The 18,173-nt window shown below is 60.9% G+C and carries 13 protein-coding genes; 6 read left to right on the plus strand and 7 right to left on the minus strand.

All coding sequences use genetic code 11. From position 1 onward, the window contains the following. Window positions 1–39 precede the first annotated feature (39 nt). Window positions 40–3,612: a S8 family serine peptidase gene (locus ACILRA_RS01530; RefSeq protein ID WP_395660327.1), complete on the plus strand. Its 3,573-nt coding sequence runs from the start codon at window positions 40–42 to the stop codon at window positions 3,610–3,612. A 32-nt stretch (window positions 3,613–3,644) separates the two neighbouring features. Here the strand turns inward: ACILRA_RS01530 and ACILRA_RS01535 are convergent, their stop codons facing one another. From ACILRA_RS01535 to ACILRA_RS01560, 6 genes are all read right to left on the minus strand, one after another. Next, a complete protein-coding gene (locus ACILRA_RS01535; RefSeq protein WP_395660328.1) occupies window positions 3,645–4,964 on the minus strand; it encodes an HlyD family type I secretion periplasmic adaptor subunit in 1,320 nt (439 codons plus the stop codon). A gap of 2 nt (window positions 4,965–4,966) precedes the next feature. Beyond that, on the minus strand, window positions 4,967–6,721 hold the full coding sequence (locus ACILRA_RS01540) for a type I secretion system permease/ATPase (protein ID WP_395660329.1): 1,755 nt from the start codon (window positions 6,719–6,721) through the stop codon (window positions 4,967–4,969). Window positions 6,722–6,879: 158 nt separating this feature from the next. Continuing rightward, window positions 6,880–7,560: a hypothetical protein gene (locus ACILRA_RS01545; protein WP_395660330.1), complete on the minus strand. Its 681-nt coding sequence runs from the start codon at window positions 7,558–7,560 to the stop codon at window positions 6,880–6,882. A 68-nt stretch (window positions 7,561–7,628) separates the two neighbouring features. Further along, window positions 7,629–8,168, minus strand: coding sequence for an invasion associated locus B family protein (locus tag ACILRA_RS01550; RefSeq protein WP_395660331.1), 540 nt, complete (start codon window positions 8,166–8,168; stop codon window positions 7,629–7,631). A 16-nt stretch (window positions 8,169–8,184) separates the two neighbouring features. After that, the gene (locus tag ACILRA_RS01555; protein WP_395660332.1) at window positions 8,185–9,276 is read right to left on the minus strand and encodes a TIGR03032 family protein; all 1,092 of its coding nucleotides are present in this window, start codon (window positions 9,274–9,276) and stop codon (window positions 8,185–8,187) included. Between the two features lie 128 nt (window positions 9,277–9,404). After that, a complete protein-coding gene (locus ACILRA_RS01560) occupies window positions 9,405–13,160 on the minus strand; it encodes a hypothetical protein (protein ID WP_395660333.1) in 3,756 nt (1,251 codons plus the stop codon). 512 nt (window positions 13,161–13,672) lie between these two features. On the opposite strand from ACILRA_RS01560, the gene ACILRA_RS01565 reads away from it, so the two are divergent. Continuing rightward, window positions 13,673–14,422, plus strand: a complete 750-nt coding sequence (locus ACILRA_RS01565) for a glycosyltransferase family 2 protein (RefSeq protein WP_395660334.1) — start codon at window positions 13,673–13,675, stop codon at window positions 14,420–14,422. Window positions 14,423–14,459: 37 nt separating this feature from the next. Beyond that, complete coding sequence (locus tag ACILRA_RS01570; RefSeq protein WP_395660335.1) at window positions 14,460–14,771, plus strand: DUF6065 family protein; 312 nt, start codon at window positions 14,460–14,462, stop codon at window positions 14,769–14,771. A 205-nt stretch (window positions 14,772–14,976) separates the two neighbouring features. On the opposite strand, the gene ACILRA_RS01575 is transcribed toward ACILRA_RS01570, so the two are convergent. Next, window positions 14,977–15,396 (minus strand): cupin domain-containing protein, encoded by a 420-nt coding sequence (locus ACILRA_RS01575; RefSeq protein WP_395660336.1) that lies wholly within the window; start codon window positions 15,394–15,396, stop codon window positions 14,977–14,979. Window positions 15,397–15,736: 340 nt separating this feature from the next. On the opposite strand from ACILRA_RS01575, the gene ACILRA_RS01580 reads away from it, so the two are divergent. The 3 genes from ACILRA_RS01580 to ACILRA_RS01590 form a co-directional block, all read left to right on the plus strand. Beyond that, window positions 15,737–16,210 carry a hypothetical protein gene (locus ACILRA_RS01580; RefSeq protein WP_395660337.1) on the plus strand — a complete coding sequence of 158 codons (474 nt, stop codon included), beginning with the start codon at window positions 15,737–15,739 and terminating at the stop codon, window positions 16,208–16,210. 502 nt (window positions 16,211–16,712) lie between these two features. Further along, on the plus strand, window positions 16,713–17,312 hold the full coding sequence (locus tag ACILRA_RS01585) for a tetratricopeptide repeat protein (RefSeq protein ID WP_395660338.1): 600 nt from the start codon (window positions 16,713–16,715) through the stop codon (window positions 17,310–17,312). A gap of 114 nt (window positions 17,313–17,426) precedes the next feature. Beyond that, the coding region (locus tag ACILRA_RS01590; protein ID WP_395660339.1) for a GspE/PulE family protein at window positions 17,427–18,173 on the plus strand (747 nt) is incomplete at its 3' end.

The following is an 18,173-nucleotide window of genomic DNA, read 5'->3' on the forward strand; positions in this document are numbered from 1 at the left end:
CTCGACGCATCATTGTTTTTGAGTGGAAAGAGGTGCCAGATGGGTGTTTTTGAGACGCTCTTTCGTGACCTCGGCATGGGTAACTTGCCCATTCCCGCCTCCAGGGCCGGATGGCTGACGGGGTCTTCCTTCTCCGCCTTTGCCGGCATCGTATCGCCGTGGAAGAAAGCTGCGGATGGGGCATCCGCATCCAGTGCGGACGAATTCGCCATACAAAGCGCCCTCGTTCCCTCTGACCCGCTGTTCAGCCAGCAATGGCATTTCGCGGGCAACGCCAGGGTCGACATCAACATCACCGAGGCATGGGACTACTACTCGGGCGCCGGCATCAGGTTCGGTGTTTATGACGACGGCATCGACGACAACCACAGCGATCTGGCGGCCAACTACGATCCATCCCTCCATGTAACGGTGAACGGTTACTTCGATGATCCGACCGTCTACAATTCCGGAGATGCGCACGGCACTGCGGTTGCAGGCCTGATTGCCGCCCGCCAGGGCAACAGCGCGGGCGGCGTCGGCGGCTCGTTCAACGGCCGCATCACGGGCGTCGACATCTTCGGACCCGGCGACAATAACTACTTCTTCGGGGTGATGAGCGAGCAGGACCGCTTCGACATCACCAACCACAGCTGGGGTTTCGTCAACGCGTTCCAGGACAACCGGCTGAATTCCGGCTGGTCGAGCTTTTTTGCCGGGCTTCAGGATGCCGCGGCCAATGGCCGTGACGGGCTGGGCACGATCCAGATGGTCGCGGCCGGAAACAGCAGGACGTCCTCTCTCAACACCAATACCTCCGGCTTCACCTCGAGCCGCTTCGTGAACGCCATCGCCGCGATCGGCAACGACGGCGAAGTATCCTATTACTCGAACCCCGGCGCCGCCCTGCTGGTTGCCTCACCGTCGAATGGCGCCACGCTCGGAATCACGACCACGGATTACACCGGCTCCGCCGGCTACAGCAGCGGCGACTACACCTCCGGCTTCGGTGGCACCTCGGCGGCAACGCCGATCGCCAGCAGTGTCGTCGGCCTGATCCTCGAGGCAAACCCTACGCTCGGCTACCGCGACGTGCAGGAGATCCTCGCCATCACAGCCCGGCAGATCGGCAGTCCGGAACCTGCGGGCACGGGGCTTGTGCTCCGTCCCTGGCAGTTCAACGGCGCCGCCAACTGGAACAATGGCGGCATGCACTTCAGCCATGATTATGGTTTCGGGCTGATCGACGCCTTCGCCGCCGTGAAGCTGGCGGAGAGCTGGAACCTGCAGCAGACCTACGTCAACGAACTCATGGTCTCCGCCACCAACGCCGTGGGCGGAGATGTTCCCGACAATGATCCCACGGGCCTTACCCGTACGGTTGACCTCACGCCCGCGTCGGGCGCGCCGGTCACCATCGAGGCGATCGAGGTGCAGATCAACTGGTCCACCACGCATAGCTATGCGGGCGATCTCGTGATTGAGCTGATCTCACCGGACGGAACCACGAGCTACCTGCTTGACCAGACGGGCGGCTCAGCCGACCTTGGCAGCTGGATCTTCACCACGCGCGCGCATCTGGGCGAACTCGCCACAGGCGTCTGGACGGTGCGGATCACCGACAAGGCGGCTTTCGATACCGGAACTGTGTCGAGTGTGACCGTGCGCGCCTATGGCTCTTCCGACGTCGACGACAATTACTACTTCACGGACGAGTTCGCAGCGCTCGGCCCGGCTGATGCAGGCCGCAGGACGCTGGAAGATACCGATGGCGGCATCGATACCATCAATTTTGCCGCGCTGACGGGCGGCACCTCGATCAATCTGAACCCGGGGCAGACCAATCTTCTCGCGGGATCAAGCTTCGTCATCGCCGCTGGAACCGTGATCGAGAACGTCACCGGCAGCTGGTCTAACGACACCATCATCGGGAACAGCGCCAACAACAAGATCCTCGGCAACCATGGCAATGACACCATCCAAGCCATGGCCGGCAACGACCAGGTCTGGGGCGGCGAAGGCAGTGACACCGTCGATGGCGGCGGGGGCACGGACACCTTCTACCTCGAGGCTGCGTGGAGTGCCGTGCAATGGGCTGTCACCGGGCTCACCGTGACGTTCACCTATGCCAACGCGGCTCTCGGGTCCGACATTGTCAGCAACGTCGAGCAGTTCATCGATAGCCTGGGCGTGCAAGTCTCGTGGGAGACCCTGTCTGCATTTCTTGATGCGCCCGTCATCACGGGCTTCGCCGGCAATTCTGGCAACCCCTCAGACTCCGTGACGAACGACGCCACTCCCACACTGACGATCACGACGGATGTGGATGCGGACAGTGTCGAGGTGTTCCTTGGCGGACAGTCTCTTGGTTTCGCCACGGGCGCGAACGGCGTATTCTCCTTCACGCCGCAGACAGCTCTTGGAAACGGCGTACACAGCTTCACGGCGCAGGCAACCCGCGGCACCGAGACAAGTGCGGTGTCCACGGCGCTTACCGTGACGGTCGATACGGTGGCCCCGGCTCTTGCCTCGCTGAGCCCCGCCGATGATGCGACGGCGGTGAACGCCTCCGCCAACATCGTGCTGACCTTCGCCGAAGATGTCGTTGCCGGAACTGGTAACATCGAGATACGGCTTGCCTCCGACGGCAGCCTGTGGCGGTCGATCGCGGTTTCATCCTCCGAGGTCTCGATCTCGGGCGCGCAGGTCACCATCAATCCGGCCGTGAACCTTACTGCCGGAACACAATTCTACCTCGCGGTGGCGCCCGGCGTTCTGACCGACGTCGCGGGCAACGCCTTCGGCGGTTTCGCAGGCTCTACCGCGTACAACTTCACGACATTGTTGAGCAATCTCATCGAAGGCAATAACAGCGCCAACACGCTGAGCGGAACGAACGCCACCGACACCATCAACGGCCTCGGTGGCAACGACACCATCAGCGGAAATGGTGGCGACGACACAATCGACGGCGGCGCCGACAACGACACCATCAGCGGAAATAGCGGCGACGACACAATCGATGGCGGCTCCGGCGACGACACTCTGAACGGCGGAACCAACATCGTGGCTGGCGATACCGTGAGCTACGCATCAGCCACCGCCGGCGTGACGGTCACTCTGGCGAGCACCATTTCCCAGAATACAGCCGGCGCTGGATCCGACACGCTGTCCGGCTTCGAGAACCTGACGGGCTCGAACCACAATGACCGCCTGACCGGCAGCACCGGTGCGAACGTCATCAAGGGCGTAAGCGGCGACGACGTCATCACCGGCGGCCGTGGGGCAGACATCCTGTGGGGCGGTGAGGGTTCGGACACGTTCGACTTCAACGCCGTCAATGAATCCGGCATTACCACCACCTCGCGCGATGTCATCATGGATTTCCAGCAGGGGCAGGACCGCATCGACCTTGGCAGCATCGACGCGTCATCCGTACAGAGCGGAAACAATGCCTTTTTGTTCAGGGGTGAGTCGTCTGCCTTCGGCACCGCGCCCAACGGCGAGATCCGCTACATGCACCAGGACGGCCTGACGGTGATTTACGGCGATACCGACCGCGACAGCACCCCGGAGTTCCAGATCGCGCTCAACGGGATTTACACTCTCACGTCGGCGGACTTCATCCTGTAGGCCGCATCCGGCTTGTCACGCGCAGGGGTCCGTCACCTTTCGCGGAAGGCCCGCTCCATCTGGTCCCTCACGGGCTTCATCAGATATGAAAGAACGGTACGGTCGCCCGTCTTGATGTGAACGTCTGCGGGCATGCCGGGGACCAGATGATGGCCGTCGAGCCTGTCTCTTTCTTCCTTCGGGATCTTGATGCGTATCAGGTAGTACGGCACGCCCGTCACGCGGTCGACCATCAGGTCGGCAGAAACGCTCACCACTTGCCCGGTCAGTTCGGGCGTCGTCTGGTGGTCGAAGGCGGACAGCCGGACACGCGCCGTCCTGTCGCCCTGTAGTACCTGATCGATGTCATGTGTCGCGACGCGCGCCTCGATGATGAGGTCGTCACCGTCGGGAACGATGAGCATGATGTTCTCGGCCGGGTTTACGACGCCACCGATGGTGTGAACAGACAGCTCATGCACGGTGCCGGACTGCGGCGCGCGTATCTCCACGCGCTTCAACTGGTCGCCGGCGGTTACCTTGCGCTCGATGAGTTCAGCCTGCTGGGCGCGGTTGTCACGCAGTTCTTCAATGATGCTGGTTCTGAAGTCCTGCTCGATCCGCAGGATCTCGACCTCGATCTCGGCGATGCGCCCCTTTGCCTGGGCGGCCGCCGATTCGAGCTGGCCGCGCTCGCCTTCGAGGCGCGTGGCGTCACGGCGGAGCTGGTTGACGCGCATCGTGGTGACGAGCTGCAGCTTCTCGAGCTCTGCCACGCCCGCCAGTTCCTTGGTGACGATTTCGATCTCGGCCGCCTTGGCGCCGATCTGCCGGTTAAGGCCGGAGATCTCCTCCCTGAGCTGGAGAATGCGTTCCGAAAGTTGTTCCTTCTGGCCGTCGAGCGTCGCCCTCCGGCTTCTGAAGAACGCCGTCTCGCCCGCGATGCGCCTGGCGATCTCGGGGTCCGTCTCCCGGCCGCGATAGCTATCCGGAACGGCGATCGCGGCGGCGCCGTCGCGCTCGGCCTCGAGGCGGGCCTCGCGCATCACCAGTTCGTCCAGCTGCTTCGTGACCATCTGGAGATTGGCGCGGCTCACGGTCTCATCGAGTCTTATCACGACGTCCCCGGCCTTCACCTGGCTGCCGTTCCGCACGTTGATCTCCGAGACAACGCCACCCGTAGGATGCTGGACCCTCTTGACGTCGGATTCGACGACGACCACGCCGGGGCTCAGCACCGCGCCTGAGATCTCCGTTCGCGCGGCCCATACAGCGATCCCTCCCAGCATCAGGAAGATGACGGTCAGCCCGGCCACGACATGCATGCGGGCCGAGCGCCGTGCCGCCTCAAAGATGTTCTCCTGCTGCAGCATGGCTAGGCAGGCCCGTCACGGTCTGTGCCGGTGCGCCCAGCAGCAGCCGGAGCCACCACCGCGGATGGCACGGCGGCGAGAACCTTTCGCAACACGTCCTCCTTTGCCCCGAGAGCCTGCACACGCCCGCCGGCCATGGCCATGACCTTGTCGATGTTGGCAAGCGCCGCCGGCCTGTGGGCGATGACGACGGCAATGCCGCCGCGCTCGCGGATCGCCCTGATGGCGTCCGAGAGGGCGGCATCGCCGGCCGAATCGAGGTTGGAGTTCGGCTCGTCCAGCACCACGAGAAAGGGCTTTCCATATAGAGCGCGCGCCAGCGCGATCCTCTGACGCTGGCCTGCCGAAAGCCCTGCCCCATTGGCGCCCAGCCGCGTCTGGTAGCCGTCCGGCAGGCTGACGATCATGTCGTGAGCGCCAGCCTCCTGCGCGGCGGCGACGATTCCGGCATCGGCGGCTGCCTCGTCGAGGCGGGCGATATTCTGCGCCACTGTGCCCTCAAAGAGCTGAATGTCCTGCGGCAGGTAGCCGATGTGCCGTCCGAGATCATCGGGCTGCCACTGGTCCAGCGCGGCGCCGTCGAGCCGCACGGCGCCCGCCCCGCTTTCCGGCCGCCACACGCCCACCAACGCGCGTGCCAGCGTCGACTTGCCCGACCCGCTCGGCCCGATGATGCCGATCGCCTCGCCCGCCTTCAGGCCGAAGGAAACATTGCTGATGACTGGCTTGGTCTGGCCGGGTGGAGCAACGGACAGGCTTTCCACCGCAAGCGTTCGGTGCGGCGCCGGAAGTGCTGTCACCTGGCGACCGCCATCGCCCGCCTCCGCGAACAGCTCCCGCAGCCGGTGCGAGGCCTGCCGCGACTCCACGAAGCCGCGCCAGTGCTGGATGGCGATCTCAATCGGCGCGAGCGCCCGGGACATCACGATCGATCCCGCGATGATCGCTCCCGCAGACACCTGGTTCTGCAGCACGAGATAAGCGCCAAGCCCAAGCATGCCGGACTGCATCAGGAGGCGGATGATCTTCGACATCACGCCCATTCCGCCCGCCGCATCGGAGGCCTTGAGCTGATCGCCGAGATGGAGATCGCTGAACGCGCGCCAGCGCTTCTGCAGATGAGGGGAAAGCCCCATCGCGCGGACGACCTCCGCGTTACGGTCGGCAGCACCGGCCAGAGTGAGGCGAAGGCTGGCGCTGCGCACTGCCTCTATCGCAGGCCCCTTGCTGAGCAACTCCGTCAGCAAAGTGATGGCGACGAGGAGAAGGGCGCCGGCCACCGCGAACCATCCCATCAGCGGATGCAGCAGGAAGATCATCGTGATGTAGACGGGGATCCATGGCAGGTCGAACAGCGCGGCAGGACCGATCCCCGAAAGAAAGTTGCGCACACGGTCAAGGTCGCGCACCGGCTGCAGCCCATCCCCGTTCCGGCCGCGCAGAGAGGCTTTCTGCAGGCAGTCGAACACGCGCTCACGCAGGGCTTCATCGACGCGCAGGCCGATGCGCGCCATGATCCGCGTGCGCACGAGATCGAGCACGCCGCTGGCCGAGAAGAGCGCAACCATGAGGATGCTGAGTGCAACCAGCGTCGGCACGCTGCGGGAGGTCAGGACACGGTCATAGACCTGCAGCATGTAGATTGCACCGGTCAACGCGAGCACGTTGATGACACCCGAGAACAGTCCAACGCCGATGAACAGTCCGCGGCTCCCGCGTAACGCAGCCGCAACGCCCGCCGCTTGCCTGTCGCTCATTCCTGACCAGCCTGGAGTATATCGCAATCGATTGCTTTAGGATAACGGCGGCTTATGCGCCAGAGCCATCGTTCCAGCGGACCGCGCAGGCCCGGCTTGTCCTGCATGTGGGACAAGCCGATCTCAACTGACTGACCAGCGCTCTCGAATGCCGCCGGTTACTTCCTGAACACGTAGTAGCCCGTGTGGGCGAGCTTGATCGACCGGTCGACCCAGATCTTCACACCCAGCTCGCTGCGCACCAGGTCGCAGAAATAGTAGTCCTCGGACTGGTAGTATCCTTTTGCGTCGATCTGCGTCTCGAAGAAACCATACATGAAGGGCTCGTATGCCTTCCCGAAGCCGATGTTGTCGCGGTACTTGCGCTCGGGCATCTTCTCGATGAGGCGTTCGAACACGCCCCTCTTGATCAGCAGGAAGCCAGTGCCTGCGTGGCGCACCTCCTGCAGGCTGCCGCGGACTTCCCCGTCCTTTATGGCGTTCACGACATAGCTGATGGGTAACTGCTTCTTCGGGTAAACGCCAGCCACCATATCAAGGTCATGGGCGATCAGCTTGAAGATCGCGCCTTCCTCGAAGCCGATGTCGGCGTCGATGAACATGATGTGCGTCGCCTGTGGGTCGGCGAGCATCCTGGCCGCCAGGTTGTTCCTGGCGCGGGTGATGAGACTTTCGTTGGGCAGCGTGTCGATCGCCACGTTGATGCCGAGCTTCACGCAGCGGATGGTGAAGCGCAACAGCGACGAGAACGTCGCCTCGGAGATCTGCCCGCCATAGCAGGGCAGTGCGATGTGGATCTTGCTTTCCTTGAGGACGCGGCTGACCGTCGGCTGCTTCATCGCGGTGATAGTCCCGTCTAGCGCTGTGAAAGTTTGGCCGGGCCCGCATGATGCGGACCCCTTGGCCGTTACGGGCTTACGCCCTTCTTGAATGCGGTATAGGCCTTGGTGAAACCATCAAGCGTGAACTGCAGCCCCAGCGGCTTGCCGCGCAGCGTCTGCACCGTGGCGCCCAGCGTCTTGCCCTTGGCCAGCTTGTTGATGAGAGCCTGGTCGATGCTGACCGCGCCCTGACAGGCGCGGGGTCCACAGGTTCGGAAGGCCGCCGTGGCGGCTTCTCCCTCATCGACGGCGAGCGCTATGCCCGGGCCGATCACGACGCCGGTCGGCATCGCGATGATCAATTCGGCGCCGCCTTCCTTCGTGACCCTGATCGTGGCAGACGCGACGACCTGACGCTTCTCCTTGGTCGCCAGCCTCTGCTGCATCACGCAGCGCTTGACCTCCCCGCCCTCACTGCAGGTGACTGTCCAGCTGCCAATCGTCTCGGTGGTGGTCTTGGCACCGGCACCGGCCGCGGCCTCTTCTTCTTGCGCCATCGCTGGCGCAGCAGCAAACAGCGCCAGCGCGGCTGCGGCGGGAATGAGGGATCTGAAAAGTCCGTTCATTGCATTCGCTCCTTGCTTAGTCGAATTTCTCGTCCCAGGTCATCAGCTTGTCGATCTCGGACGAGCGGTTGGACAGCACCATCGGGCACTTGACGCCTGGGATGACCGCCACGTCGAAGAGTTCGCGGATCACGTCGTCGAACCTGAGCCAGTGCAGAATGTCGCCCTTGGCAAGATCGACGACCAGCACGCCGCACCAGGGATCTGAATCGCGCTTCTTCAACTCGTCGTCAAGCTTGAGGCCAGAGAACGTGTTGTCACGCGGCAGCGAGACGCCGACGACGGCGTAGTTCTTGTGGATCGACATGCCCCTGAGGAAGCCGGGGCAGAAGGCCAGCGGCTCGATCGCGCCGGACTTCTCGTCGACGCGGCAGATATTCCCCTCACCGGAGTTCAGGATGTAGAGCTTGCCATCGTGGTAGCGCGGCGAGTGCGGCATCGACAGCTTCTCTGTGATGATGCGGCCGTCGGTGATGTCGATCAGGATACCGCCCTCGTGCTTGCGGTTGCGCCAGCCGGAGATGGTGTCGGAGCGGCTGGTGGCAGTGACGTATCTCACCTTGCCGTCGCGCGCGGCCAGCCCGTTGAGGTGGCAGCGGTCCTCCGGCGCGATGCGGGAGATGAAGTCAGGCTTCCAGATTGCGGTGAAGGCCTTGCTGGTCGATGGTGTGGCGAGGCAGGAATACTTGGTGTTGACGAACACCAGCCTGCCGCCCGTCTCGACCGTGATCTCATGAATGTCGACGTCGCCCGTGTTGAAAGCAACGCGCGGCACGAAGGCGCGGTCGTGCGCCTTGTTGGCGAGCTCTCCCGCTTCCAGCACATTCTCGAAGCGCCAGATCTGGTAGTGGGTCCCCAGGAAGATGCGGTTGGACGCGGCGAAGATGCCCATCGCCCGCGGGAAGGTGCGATGCACGATCGACAGCTTGCCATTGGGCAGCGCGCCCAGCATGTAGAACTGTCCAGACTGGTAGGACGTGAAGGCGATGGACAGGTTCTGCTGAGCGAGGAATTCCCTCAGTCCGCGCGAGGTGGCGATTTTCGGTTGCTTCTGTTCCGCCGGGGCCGCGCCGCTGGCCGCGGCAGCGGTTGTCTTGGTGGTGTCCATGTCAGTCATCCTGGCGGTTTACTGGAGCGACGTCACCGCTCCCCTTAGAGAGCCACCTGCCCCATAGAAAAGCAAGAGCCGCTTTCGCGGCTCTTGCAGTCATTTCTCGTCAAGTCTCGGTCAGGTGATTACCAGGAAACCTGGAACTTCACCGAGCCGCCGTAGCCCATCATGTCCTCGCCGTAGGCAACGTCGCCCTTGGCGCCGACCGCGAAGTGCTCGGACACGAAGCCGAGGCCGAGGCCGATGTCCGCCCACATGCCAGCACCGTCACCGGACACCGACACGTCAGGAGCGTTCAGACTGCTGATCGAGATTGACGGATCGTCTCCGAACTCGTTCCACAGCGCGGCCTCCACGAAGGCGGTGAAGCCACCTTCAGTTTCCATACCGACCTTCGCACCCACACGGCCACGCATGCTCGTGCTGTCATCGAAGGACATCTCGTTACCCGCCCACTCCGCATCATCGATGCTGCTGGAGAGGATGGAGAGCGTTACGCCCGGCTCGAAGTAGATGCCGGCCATGCCGCGCTCCGCGCCGAAGCGGTAGCCAGTGTCCACCGTGCCGCCGATTTGCAGGACGCCGGAGTCATCCGCACCATCCCATGGATCGAGCGAGTTGCTGCCGAAGGACAGTGTACCGAACATTCCGGTCAGCACGCTGTTCATGAACCAGGCGCCGGACTGGTAGCCGCCGTAGATGCCGGCCATGCCGCCATCATAGCTGCCCTCGTTGCCGCTGTCGAAGTCCATGGTCGTCGACAGATAACCACCGAGCACGCCAGCGAAGACCGAACTCAGGCTGCCGTGGCTGTTGGTCCACGTCTTGCCCCCGTCGGCGCCGGCGATCAGGCCCCACATGACCTGATCGTAGGAGACGTCGAAGTCGGTGGACTGGCCGTAGAGCCCGAACGAGGAGTCACCGTCCACACTCATGCCGCGGCCCAGCAAGCTCATCCAGACCGAGCCTCCCATATCGTCGCATCCAGGTGCGTCAGATGTCGGGTTTACGCCCGGCCGGTAACTCGCGGAGCAGTCACCCAGCACGCCGAGGCGGTCGACACCCACGGCCATGGCTTCGTGTCCAAGATCCTCAAGACCCCTGATCAGCGACGGTGCTTCGTGTGCGGCTTGCCCAGGGATGCTGGCCAGAACCCACTCGTAGTCATAGCCGTCCTCAGTAAGGTAGAGGTCGTAATCGAACAGGCCCTTATGGATCTGACCGTTTGCCAGGACGAAGTCACCCAGCTCAGTCTCGCCATCGACACCGACGATCGGTATGCCCTCCGGATTGTAGGCGCCAGGGCTCGAGGGTTCGACATCGTTGATAACGATTTCTGTCCTGCCGCCCGTATCGCCGTCGATGTAGAGGTAGTCAGCCTCGGAGTCGTCGGGCCCAGCGAGATAGGCATCCAGCACCAAGGTCGATCCCGGTCCACCGCGCCAGTCGAAATCGTCGCTGTCATCGTCCTTGCCGACGAGAGCAAGTGCGTCGGTCGGGTCGTCATCGGAGAGGGTCACGATGCCGGTGTTGTAGAACTCGGCATCCTTCTCGTCGAAGGACAAAGCTTCTATTACGACATACTGGTTGTATTCACCTGTGACCGCGAGGATGCCCGAATTGTTGAGCGTCACATCCTTTCCGACCAAGAATGACGGACCTTCCGCATCCCACAGACCGTCGTTGTTGATTTCCACGGTGCCAGCCGGAGAGTAGGTGTTGCCGTAGTCATAAGATACGGAGGCCGCGAGCATTGCCCCATTGAAGACGCCCGTCTCCTCATTGTTGAAGACGATGTCTCCCTTGTCGCCGAGATCGTTGAGAGCGATGTTGCCTTCGTCAATTTCACGGAGCGCGAACAACGTCGCGGTGAAACCGTTGGATGCACCGAGGTTGCCCGAGTTGTTCACCGTGATATCGCCAACCGTGCCAACCACGATCGCACCGTTGTTCAAGAGGAGCCCATCAGCCTCTGAGTAGATGGAGGCACCCTCGTCGACATTCACGACGACATTGCCATAAACCTGGCCAAAGGCAGCGAAGACGTTGCCAGGGTTGAGGTCTTCGTTTTCGAGGTCCTCGAGGTCCTCGAAGTCAAATCCGACGCGCACACCAGCCGAGTCATCGCCTGTTACCAGGATGTCGCCGGAGACGTTCACGGTCATATCCGCCGCGATGTTACCGGTGATGTTGACGCCGTCGGAGTCATCGCCCTCTGTGAGGATGTCGTGGACGTTGATCAGGATGCCGTCATCGGGATTGTCGGCATAGGCCTCGGTGACGAACACACCGTGGGAGCCCTCGTCTTGCGTCACGATGTTGCCGGTAACGGTGATGTCCACCTGATCGACGTCGACTTCGGCCACCACCACGCCAAAAGCAAGATTACCGTTGGTTTCGATGTCACCATTGACGTCCACATCAATCAACCCACTGTAGACGTCAGTAATCAAAACGCCTTCAGAATAATCGCCGTAGGTTTCGATGTCGCCGGTCACGACGCTCACGCCGCCACCTACGGTGTCAATCTCGACACCTGCTGAGTCATAGCCGTTCGTGGTGATGTTGCCGGCGGTTACGTCCACCGAGCCCACGATGTCATCAATGTTTACACCTTCCGACTCTATCCCGGACGTCGAGATGTCGCCAACGCTCACAATGACGGAGTCGGTCCATGCGTAAGTGTTTCCGCCGATTTCGACTTCGCCATCGATGTTGATGCCGCTGGCGTCGTCACCAGTCACGTTGACGTCACCGTTGACAGTGACATTTACGCTACCGTTCACGGCTCTGATGTCGACACCGTCAGATTCATCGCCGTTGGTGGCGATGTTGCCCGTGCTCACGATCACATCACCGCCGACGTAATAAACATAAACGCCGTCAGAGTAATTGGCACTGTTCAGGTTGCCGGTGGTGATGTCGCCCGTCGTGATATCGACGAAGCCTGCCACATTGCTGACTTGAACGCCGTCGGCATAATCACCACTGGTGGTGATGTCGCCCACGTCTACGGTCACGTTGCCGTTAGAGTCGCCGGTCGAATAGACGTTTCCGACCTGCACGCCATCGGCATCTTTACCGTCGGTGTTGATCGAACCCACCACCTCGATATAGACGTCGCCTCCCACGTCGTGGACAAGCACACCTCTGGCATAATCCGCGTCGGTGTTGAGGTCGCCGGAGGCATAGATGTCGACCGGCCCGCCCCAAACGTTTCCAACGTGGATAGCGTCTCCACCAAGATCGTTTGTGGTCACGTTGTAGACGTCAATCGTCACGGAGCCGACGTTGCCATCTACGAAACTGCCGACCTCGTGCACAAGGACACCGATGTTACCGGCGGTGATGTCACCAGCCCAGGTGATGTTCACGTCACCGAGGAAGCCGACGTTGTTGCTTCCGTCCTCGCCACCCACAACCACGATGCCGAAACCGTCAACATCGATGTAGGAAGAAGAGCTCTCGTTCTCGATCGTAACATCGATGTTGTCGCTGAACGTTTCAATGACAATGCCGTCCTCGGTCGAGTTGAGCTGCGAGGAAGCATTGTCATCGAATTCGAGTGAGATGAAGCTGTTGTCGACAGTCGGTGCAACCTCGATGTCGATGCACGTCGCCGACAAGGGGGTGCAATCCAGCCCATCAAGAACGGTGTAAGTCGTTCCGTCGCTGTTAGTCGCCGTATCCGTGTACGGCATCGTGTTGATAGGTTCGGCGGCCTGCGCATGCGCCTTTTTCACGACAGCAGGCGTGACCAGCAGCACCGTGCCCAGCGCCGATGCGGCGAGAAGTGATGGCCTGCCGAGGCCGCGCAGGATTGCGAAGGCTGGCTTTGGTGCACGATTGCTGCTCGGCTTACGAACAACGATATTCGTCATCCAACCCCAGCTACGCTTCATCGTGTACTTTGGTGCACGCGCCATAACAAAACTCTCCCTGCAAAAGGCCTAATTGTGGCCGAATATACACAGAAATCGATTGCCGCCTAGCCCTTGTGCCCTTTTCCGAGCCGCCGGTGGACGGTTCCAGACTTGAAGACTGGTGCCTGGCAGTTCGAGAAAATCGTTGCAAATCAAACCTCCGCACGTCACCCAAGCCAAGAAGTTCTATTTTGGGTAGAATAGTTTTCTCCTAAGAGCATCCAGTTTCGTGCCATATCTGCAACACTTTAGCTCCACTTTCCACCTGACGGGAAAGCTGCCCCTGACCCTGCTTGCCATTTCTGGTCAGTTTTTTCTCTTTAGGTTGAGGATCGGATGGTCCGGGTTCAGAATCAGATGATCCGCCAGCACGGCCTTCGCCGCCGGGGCTGGCACGGGCGTCGGCCCTGCAATAGATTGTGGCGGAGAGCCGCCCCTGACGGCAAACTGGCGGCCAACGGAACAGCATCATGACTCCTCCAGCCAGCGAGCGCCCGCTCGTCACCGTGGTCACACCCACGACGGGCTCGCCATTCCTCAGACAGGCCATCGAGAGCGTCCAGGCGCAGAGCTATGGCCCGGTGCAGCACTTGGTCTTCGTCGACGGCCCGCGCGAAGGCGCCAGCGCGCTGCTTGCGGAGTTCCCGCATGTCGACGTGGTACAACTGCCTTATGCGACGGGCGCCCAGCACTACCTCGGCCACCGCATCTACGGGGCCTCGGCCTATCTCGCGCGCGGCGATATCATTACCTTCCTCGACGACGACAACTGGATGGACGCTGACCACATCGCCAGCCTCGCCGCCGTTATCGCGCGCGGCAACGACTGGGCCTATTCGCTGCGCAAGATCTACGACCAGGACCAGCGCTTCATCTGCGAAGACAATTGCGAGAGCCTGGGCCGCTGGCACAGCTGCCTCGGCCCGAAGGACTTCCTCGTCGATACCAGCTGCTACATGATGACGAAGAAGGTGGCCCTGACTGTCAGCCCACTATGGCACCGCCGCGCGCGCCAGCCGGGGAAGCCGTCCGCCGACAGGACAATCTGCGCCAGCCTGCTGAAAATGGCCTTCCGCTTCGACACGACGGGATTGCACTCCCTGAACTACCGAACCGGCAACCGGGCAGACTCGGTACAGGCCGGCTTCTTTGTCGCCGGAAACCGCAAGATGCGCGAGGCCCATGGCGATGCACTGCCCTGGCTCACCCGCAAGGGCTGAGGCGCGCGGCGCCCCCAACTGACCTTGGGCCAGCATCGTGCCGCTCGAAGGTATCATCGAAACACACTGGTTGCCGATGACCTTCACCATGAACTGGATGTTCACGGTGGCGGGCCTCGGCGGCGTGGGCCTGAGCGCGCTCCTCGGCGCGAGGCTCGCGGGCGCAAGACAGATCATCGCGTTCGATCTCTCGGCCGAAAAGCTCGCCTTCGCGCGCACGCTGGGGGCCACCGACACGGTGGACGCCAGCGCACCCGATGCGGTGAAGCAGATCCGCGATCTCTCCGCTGGCGGGGTTGAATATTTCTTCGAGATGGCAGGCAGCGTGAAGGCCCTCGAGATGGCCTAACAGGGCGTTCCTGGCCCTGCCATTCTCAAGCCCCCAATCCTTCAGGCGCCTCTCTTGGGACGGTTTCAGTCCGCCGGGCTCCTGCCGCCACCTGCCAGTGAATCAATTGCCAACACGGCAAGACCGATAACCCGGGTCACTTTATGACGAACATCCCGGGTTGGCTCTCGGTGTGAATCGAAAAGCCCCTCGATCCAGACTTAACTCACTGCCTTGGAATGACGTCCTTGGCGCCTTCGGCGCTCAAATAGACCGCGAGCAGCTTGACCGGGCTGCTGGTGACATTCGTGCCCACATGCTCGATGGCCATAGCCTCCATGAAGGTCTGCCCCTGCGTGAAGACCTTCTTGCCATGCTCGCCATAATCGACGGTCACTTCCCCTTCGAGGACATAGACGAAGAGCGGCACGCCGTGCTGATGAGCCACCGTCTTCTCGCCAGGCAGAATGGTGACAAGCATCGCGTTGATCTTGGCCGGACCATTGGCAGGGTAGGCGATCTCCTCATCCATGACCGTCTTGCTGGTCGACAGCAATGGAACGGCCGGGTAGCCATCCGCCTGAGCCTGTACAGTCAAGGCTCCAAGAATGGCGACCGCATAAATGGCAGAATTGATGATCTTCACGTTGCCCGTCTCCGCTTGGTTGACTTTTGATAACTGAGCTAAAGTTGGCACGGACGGGATCTGCCCGCAAGCGGGCGATCCCGCAGCCACCGCCTTCGCCGCTGGCATACTGATTACAAAACAGTATCTCCCGGCATGCCCTCGCTACCGCAATGAGGTGCGATGGGCGAGAAGACGGCTTTTCTCATTCCGAAAATCACAACGACAAGGAAATACACTCGTCAACAATGTCGTGCACGCCCCTCGTGCCAGCCGAAGGCACTGAATGAAGATCACAACGCATATTGACTTCAATGCCAAGCACGCTCAGCTTCTCCACCCAAATTAATAGGATTAGAACATGAAGGTCTTCGCGACGTCCCTCTTCTCTCTCGGTGCAATGGCTATCGCCGCTCACGCCGAATCCACAATCACTGTTGTTCACGGAGAAGTATCCGCGCCAACTTACATCGACCTGGGCGTCTCAGGTCAATCCGTGGGTGACCAGAGGATCTGGCACTATGATGGCCAAGATGACAAGGGCGCCAAAGTCACCATGGACTGGGTCATGACAACGACGGCGGCTACGAATGAACCTGAAACATTCGAAAGCAGAATAACACTGGGAATACTCACTTTCTCAAGCGGTCCACAGGATCGCATTCTCCTTCAGGGCATCGGACTTTATCCCACATTAGGGTCCACGCTCAAAGCACATACCATACTGGAGCGTGCGATTATTGGCGGGACGGGACAGTTCTCGGGAGCATCAGGACGTGTCGTGTCAACCCATCTTGATGACGGCTCATGGAAACACGAACTCCAAATTGACTGATGTCACTAAGCATGCAATCTGCCAATCGTTCCTGTCCGGTAATCTGCTCCGGCTCGCGGACAATCGCACCATCGCCCAAGACCAGAGACTTACGCCTCCCCCGTTCATCATGACGGTCTAACGCAGTTGGCATTTCTGAAAGCAAAACGCTGAGTTGGCACAGCAAATGGCGCGCTGGGAGTTGACCAGGCCAATGCTCACAACTGGGGGCTGTCTTGGTGAGTTCAGCCCTCGTCAAATATAGATTTCTTGCGATCGCCACTCGCTTCTCCGCAAGCTGGGCTGGCCTGTCTTTACCCCAGCAAGAGATGTCTTTCTTGGTGTTACTTTCTTCTTTTAGTTGTATCTCCAAAAGACAGCCAAACACGCTCTTTTCTGCTACACTGTGTTCAATGGCACAGGTAGCTCCTCATCTCGAGAGCCTCACAACTCGCGTGGGTTCTTGAGGATCAGGCGGCCTGTGCTTGCCGATGATCACGACGTGAGTATGAGGAGATAGGGCTTGTTCAGCAGCGTCCATCATCAAATTTCAGCTGCTTGCAGGCTCGTGCTGATCTTTCCGCTGCTGTTCGCCCTGTGTGGAACTGCCTGGTCAGATGAATACAAGCAGAGTGTTTCGCATCACCGGAACGGCAAGTATGCGGTGGCAATCTCATTGATGAAACCACTTGCCCAGCAGGGAAATCCCTTCGCGCAGTTCGCCGTCGGGTCGATGTATGATGACGGATTGGGCGTGCCGCAGAGTTTTTCGCACGCGCTCTACTGGTACCGGAAAGCCGCTGATCAAGGCCTGGCCGATGCGCAGTATATTCTTGCGCGAATGCATGGCCGCGGACGAGGCGTAGAGCAGAATGCCTCTTTGGCGTTTTTCTGGTTCAACATTGCAGGTGCAGGCGGTTACCCTGAGGCGACGCGGTTGAGAGATCAGCACCGGCACCAGATAAGCCGCCAGCAGCAGGAAAGACTGGAGGCAGAGGCGGTGAAATGGCAGGCGCATCACCCGGCGTCCTTTACCTGCAAGGATAGAAACTGCATCTATCCATCCTGGACAAAAAAACCACGCTGGCATGAACTGATCTTGCTGGACGATGTCGATGACTGAGACATCGCCTCACCATCTCGCCAACGATGTTCTCGATGGGATTACGCACCGGTTGGCGCATCGCGCAGGGCTGTGCGTCAAGATTTTTGCCTTCTCACATGATGAATAGCGAGCTTGGATAGCATCCTCACCGATCTCACGCAAAGAGCGTTACTCACCCGCGAACAAGCCGGTCAGATAAGCCGGCTCGCGCGCGAGGGAGGCGACACGCCCTTGCGCGTTCTGATCCGCCAGGGCGTCATCGATCAACAGGTCCTCGCAGGTGAACTGAGCCTCCTCTTCAATCTCCGGCGCGCCACGGAGTGGCCGGAACGTCATGTGCTGCCCAATGCCCTTTCACTGCGCTTCATGCGGGAGCGGCATGTGCTCCCCGCTTTGACGGATGGAGGAAGGCTCACCGTCATTCTCAGCGACCCCACTGACGACAGAACACTTTCCGCCATCAAGCTTGCGGCAGACATGGAGATCGAAGTCCAGATCGCGTCCGATGACGAGGTGACCGCGGCGATCGAGCGGCTCGAACAGGTTCAATCCGATGCAAGCGAGGTACGTCCCTCCACCCCAGGCGCCGAGGATGACGATACGCTGAAGGATCTCGCTCTCGACGCTCCAGCAATCGATCTTCTCAACCGGCTGTTTCGCGAGGCCTCCTCAGTTAGGGCAACTGACCTTCACATTGAAGCGGCGCGAGGACATGCCACTGTCCGCCGGCGTGTCGATGGCCTGTTGGCCGAGGTGGAACGTCTCCCAACCGCGCTCGGAAGAGCTGTCGTATCAAGACTCAAGATTCTCACGAACCTCAATATCGCAGAAAAGCGATTGCCTCAGGACGGACGGGCGCGCCTGAGGATTGGCGACCGG

Source organism: Aestuariivirga sp. (genome assembly GCF_044239095.1).
Lineage (GTDB): Bacteria > Pseudomonadota > Alphaproteobacteria > Rhizobiales > Aestuariivirgaceae > Aestuariivirga.